General features: G+C 67.9%; 2 protein-coding genes. Both read right to left on the bottom strand.

The window, feature by feature from the left end; genetic code table 11:
• The coding region (locus tag AC6RA4_RS21515; protein WP_500163797.1) for a 5-deoxy-glucuronate isomerase at positions 1-318 on the bottom strand (318 nt) is incomplete at its 3' end.
• Between the two features lie 29 nt (positions 319-347).
• Positions 348-2,201 carry a 3D-(3,5/4)-trihydroxycyclohexane-1,2-dione acylhydrolase (decyclizing) gene (gene iolD, locus AC6RA4_RS21510; RefSeq protein ID WP_500163795.1) on the bottom strand — a complete coding sequence of 618 codons (1,854 nt, stop codon included), beginning with the start codon at positions 2,199-2,201 and terminating at the stop codon, positions 348-350.
• Between the last annotated feature and the right edge of the window lie 113 nt (positions 2,202-2,314).

Below are 2,314 nucleotides of genomic sequence, written 5' to 3'. Positions count from 1 at the left end.
GACCGCGATGGTGCAGTCGGTGGTGGCCTCGGCGCTCCAGTCGCTGCCGTCGGGCAGGTAGAGGCAATGCGGCGGGGTCTTCTCGAAGACGTTCATGCGCTCGCCGAGCTCGCCCCAGTCCTGACCCGCGCCGGAGATCTTCGCCTTGCCCTCGACCATCACGAGGATGATCTCGCGCGCGCCGGTCACGTCGGCAATGCGATCGCCGGCCCGCAGCCGGTGCAGCGCAAAGCCCACGTAGCGCCATCCGGCGCTTTCGGGGGTGATCCGCAGCACCTCGCCATGGGTGCCGAAGGGGCGGTGAAGCAAGTGGCTCATGTCCTGTCCTTTCCGTCTCTCTGCCCGGCTCAGTTGACCAGCCGGGCCTTGGCGATCTGGCCGAGATATTCCTCGAAGCGGTCGCGCTGCTTCGCGCGCGCCGAGACCTCGGGCACGGCCACGTCCCAGAAGAAGCCATGCTCGCCCGCGGTGGTCTCGAGCCCGGTGCCGGGGAAATCCTTGGCGACGGTCTCGATGACGATGACCGTGGGGATGTCGCGGCTCTTCGCGGCCTTCAGCTCCGCCTCGAGCTGGTCGGTGCCCGTGGCCTTGACCGCGTGCGCCCCCATCGCGGCCGCGTGCATCACGTAGTCGATCTCGGGCTGCACCTCGACATTGCAGTCGACATACATGTTGTTGAACGGCTCACCGCCGCAGCCCATGGTCTGCAGTCGGTTGATGCAGCCGTAGCCGCGGTTATCGGTCAGCACCACGGTGAAGGGGATGCGCCGCATCACCGCCGTCGCCAGCTCCGAGTTGGCCAGCATGTAGGAACCGTCGCCCACGAAGCAGATCACGTCGCGCTCCGGCGCGCCAAGCTTCAGCCCCATGGCCCCGGCGACCTCGTAGCCCATGCAGGAATAGCCGTATTCCATGTGATAGCCGCCTTGGCTCGGCTTCCACAGCAGCTTCAGCGCGCCCGGCATGGTGCCCGCGGCGCACATCGCGACCGCATCCTCGCCGGTGGCGCGCTGCACCGCGCCGATGACCTGCCCGTCGGTGGGCTTGGCGGCCTGATCCTCGGGCCGGGCGCAATAGGCGTCCACCGCGCGCAGCCAGTCCTCGCGGGCGACCGCATCCGGCTCCTCGGCACGATAGTCTCCAAGCCGCTCCGACAGCGCCTCGAGCGCGACCTTCGCGTCGCCCACCAGGCTCTCCGCGCCGTGTTTGGCGGCGTCGTAGCCGTGGATGTTGATCGAGACCAGTTTTGCGCCCTCACTGAACAGCGTGCGCGAGCCGGTGGTGAAATCCTGGAACCGGGTGCCCACGCCGATCACAAGGTCCGCATTCTGTGACGCCGCATTGGCCGCCGCCGAACCGTCGACGCCGGAAGCGCCGAAGTTCATCGGGTGATCCTGCGACAGGCCCGATTTGCCGGCTTGGGTCTCGGCCACCGGAATGCGGTGGGTGCTGGCAAAGCTCGCAAGAGCCTCCTCGGCCTGCGAATAGATCGTGCCGCCGCCGGAGATGATCACCGGGCGCTTCGCTTCGCGCACCATCTGTGCCACCCTCTCGAGCTCGTCGAGATCGGGGCGCGGGCGGCGGATGTGCCAGACGCGCGGCTCGAAGAACGCCTTGGGAAAATCATAGGCCTCGCACTGCACGTCTTGGCAGAAGGCCAACGTCGCGGGCCCGCAATTGGCCGGGTCGGTCATGGTGCGCAGCGCGCGCGGCAGCGCGGTGAGCAGTTGCTCGGGCCGGGTGATGCGGTCGAAATAGCGCGACACCGGGCGGAAGCAGTCATTGGCCGAGACCGTGCCGTCGTCGAAATCCTCGACCTGCTGCAGCACCGGGTCGGGCCGCCGGGTGGCAAACACGTCGCCCGCCACGATCAAAAGTGGCAGCCGGTTCACATGCGCCAGCGCCGCCGCCGTTACCACGTTGGTCGAGCCCGGCCCGATCGACGAGGTCACGGCCATGGCGCGGGTGCGCTTCTTCGCCTTGGCATAGGCGATGGCCGCATGCGCCATGGTCTGCTCGTTCTGCCCGCGCCATGTCGGGAAGACATCGCGATAGGCGTGCAGCGCCTCGCCGATGCCGGCCACGTTGCCATGCCCGAAGATCGCCCACATGCCGTCGATGTAGCGCTCCCCCTCAGGGGTCATCTGCACGCTCAGCCATTTCACCATGGCCTGCGCCGCCGTCAGCCTGATCGTGCTCATCTCGCACATCCTCCCAAGGGCGCCCTGCCCTTCTTTACGTTCCAAATACTCCGGGGGAGTCCGCGCTCGCGCGGACGGGGGCAGCGCCCCCGCGCCCCCTTCACAAGCCGCAT

It is taken from the genome of Salipiger sp., from assembly GCF_059781815.1.
The sequence above is the reverse complement of the archived record's forward strand: the minus strand, read 5'-3'. Positions and strand labels throughout refer to the sequence as shown.